The following is a 2,688-nucleotide window of genomic DNA, read 5'->3' as shown; positions in this document are numbered from 1 at the left end:
TATTTGTTCTCGTAATTTTTCTTCTTTTTCTCTTTCAGTCAGTTCAACTTTTTGTTCTTCTATTTCAGATTCTGCTATTTTATTTTCAGTTGAGTTGCTTTTTTTGGATTCGCAAGCAGTCAATGAAATCAACATTATAAATTTCAGCAGGATGTTTTTCATAATTGTGGGCAACGGTTTCGTATAACCGTCAGTTACGGGTTAAATTAGCGATTATTTTCGGTTTAGCACAGACGTTAGCAATTCCGAGTGGATTCGGACGTAGTCGAATCCGCCGTAATTGCGGTTATACGGTGTTGTAAAACGTTTTTTATTAGGTAATACAAATTTCCATATTCTCATTCTTTAATTCATTTTCAACTAATCTAGTTAAAAATAAATACGTCCGTTTTACTTTTAAATCTGATTGATTTTTAAATTCAATCACAAAGTTTCTCTTTTTCCAATAGAAGCCTTGAAAATGGATAAATCTTCATTCTAATTTCTCTAAATCAGGGAGAAAAAAATACATCACTTTCTTTTTTTTATTTTGCATTCTATCAATAGATATTTGGGAATATTTAAAGTCAAAATATAATTCTAAGGAATCGTTATTAATTATATATTTTCCGGTTCCTTGACCATTTCCCCAATATCCGTAAGTTCCACACATTCTTTTAATACTATCTTTTTCCCATTCTTTTTTCTTGGTATAAGGAGAATAATATTTGTAACTAAAATACTCAAAAACCGAATCGTTTTTTATAGTTATATATTGAAGTTTATCCGCAGAGATATATTTTTCACTTTTCAAATAATCTTGAAAAGAGAAAGATGAAAATATTATCAATAAAGTTAAAATACTAATTATTTTCATTTAAATACAATTTAATTAAAATATTTATGTTCTTATTATTGAGCGTATTTGATGTTTTAATGTTTTACAACGTGTTTGTGTATGATTTCGTTACGTGAAAATCCAGCGGATTTTTCCGATTAATAACGAAAGATAACAAAAATGATTGGAATTTCCGTGAGGAAATTCCGCCGTAATGAATTATACACGTTGTTGGGTTTTAGTGCTTTTATAATTCATTCCGTTTTTTGTTTTTTCGGTCAGCTTTTTATTCCGATTTCTTTAGTTTCCGTTTTTAGTTCATTCCGCAAACTTGCTCAAATTCTGACCGTTTTTTAATTCAGGTTTGAGTGAGTAATTCCAGCGTTATTATTCCAGTTCTGATTGCGCAAACAAGCTAAAAAGTCAACCGTAATTCAATTCAGAGTTTGAGTAAGCAATTCCGCTCTTGTTTTTTATTCCACAGTTGAGTGATAATTCCGAAAATTTTCAAAATTCCGCACACAGTTTTTCTGAATTATCTACCTTAAAATTCTAAAAAAAAATCGAAAAATAAACCAGGCTTTTTTTCAAACCGCAAACTTGCTCCAGCATTAAACCCAACGGTTTTGTATAATTTTCCAGCTAAGGGAAGGTTAGGAGTAAAGATAATAAAAAGAGCTAAATTTGACGCTTTTGCGTCTGTGTCCGCAGGACACAACCAAACCTTAGTTGGAATTATACATTGTTGTGCGCTGGCTTTTTTTTATCCCAAATTTGTGCAGAACTAAATACACGATTTTCATCCTTTAAGTCCAAAAATGGTTCCCAAGTCGTAATTTCCATATCTGCTGTTCCTCCTTTATTTGAGCATAATATCTCTTTTATATTTTTATAAATATCTGCATCTTCTTTATAATATCCTGGAAAGGCTATGCTTATTTGTGCGTTTCTAGATTTAGTTTTAAGAACAAATGTGTTTAAGAAGCAAATTAATTCTTTCGGTTTATTAATAGTATTCACTCCAACATACATTTCTGGAAATTCATAATTAACCCAAAAAGTGTCAGTAATAATATCCTTTTCTGGATTTAATATTTGTTCTCTTACAATATCTAAATTTTGATTAAATAGAAAAATGTGTCCATATTTTTCAAATCCAAGTAAGTATCCAATTTTTAAAAGAGCTATTGATGCTAATCTCATATCTCCTTTGTCTGGAAGTGTCATATTGAATTTTAACTTTTTCGTAAAAAACTTGCCAAATTCACCTTCGATTGGGAAAAACCCTTTTTCCTCACTTTTTATAAACCTATCATATTCTTTCGGGTTTGAATACTTGCTTTGAAGATTTAAAGTCATTTTTCCTTTTTCGTCAAAACTTAAATCAGCAGTTACTTTTGAACCATCATCAATTTCTAATTTTGTTCTATGTTTAGAATTAGGGCTGAAATTTTTAAATTCTTGTTCTAATAGATAAGTTAGCAATTCAACGTCAGTTTTGTGACCGCTTTCATTGTTACATTTTTTGCAAGTCAAAATATTGTCCTTGCCTCCTAAAGACTTTGGTGGATTATGTTCTAATGTTAGATAATTCTTTGCGTTAGGCTTTAAGTCCGATTCAAGAAAAACATCCAAACATAAAGGACATAAAATACCACTGTCAAATTCGATATTAAATTTGGTATTCGTTTTTTCTTTTATCCACTTTAAATTTTGAGAATAAATTTCGAAAATCTTCTTTTTCTTCTTGAACTTGCTCATTTTTCAGCTTGCGCACAACGGTTTTGTATAATTTTCCAGCTAAGGGAAGGTTAGGAATAAAGATAGTAAAAAGAGCTAACTTTGACGCTCTTGCGTCTGTGTCCGCAGGA

The 2,688-nt window shown here is 30.3% G+C and carries 3 protein-coding genes; all 3 read right to left on the bottom strand.

What is annotated here, in order from left to right; genetic code table 11:
- Positions 1-472 precede the first annotated feature (472 nt).
- Complete coding sequence (locus BUC03_RS14925) at positions 473-856, bottom strand: hypothetical protein (protein ID WP_073153914.1); 384 nt, start codon at positions 854-856, stop codon at positions 473-475.
- Positions 857-1,552: 696 nt separating this feature from the next.
- A complete protein-coding gene (locus BUC03_RS14920; protein ID WP_084113011.1) occupies positions 1,553-2,578 on the bottom strand; it encodes an HNH endonuclease in 1,026 nt (341 codons plus the stop codon).
- Positions 2,490-2,688 (bottom strand): hypothetical protein (locus BUC03_RS15410; RefSeq protein ID WP_234971646.1); only part of this gene is annotated, 199 nt, incomplete at its 5' end. The genes BUC03_RS14920 and BUC03_RS15410, both read right to left, overlap by 89 nt.

This window comes from Mesonia phycicola, assembly GCF_900141885.1.
Classification (GTDB): domain Bacteria; phylum Bacteroidota; class Bacteroidia; order Flavobacteriales; family Flavobacteriaceae; genus Mesonia; species Mesonia phycicola.
The sequence above is the reverse complement of the archived record's forward strand: the minus strand, read 5'-3'. Positions and strand labels throughout refer to the sequence as shown.